The 257-nt window shown below is 37.0% G+C and carries 1 protein-coding gene; it reads left to right on the plus strand.

Annotation, left to right across the window (positions count from 1 at the left end; all coding sequences use genetic code 11):
- A partial coding sequence (locus tag SB765_RS31405; protein WP_410932731.1) for a DUF924 family protein occupies positions 1–257 on the plus strand: 257 nt, incomplete at both ends.

Raw genomic sequence — 257 nt, forward strand, 5'->3', positions numbered from 1 at the left:
CCTGTGATGCATTAGCTCTAGCGTTAGCGCAAGCAGCTATTGCCAAAGGGTTTGATAAGGAATTGACGGATGAGCAACGCGTATTTTTGTATATGCCTTTTATGCACAGCGAATCAAAGTTAATACATGATGAAGCGGTTAAGTTATATAAGGCGTTAGGTATTAAAAATAACTTAGATTTTGAGTATCAGCATAAGGCGATTATTGATAGATTTAATCGTTATCCGCATCTTAATAAAATACTAGGACGGGACTCT

The sequence above is a fragment of the Pseudomonas sp. SIMBA_067 genome, from assembly GCF_046534675.1.
Lineage (GTDB): Bacteria > Pseudomonadota > Gammaproteobacteria > Pseudomonadales > Pseudomonadaceae > Aquipseudomonas > Aquipseudomonas putida.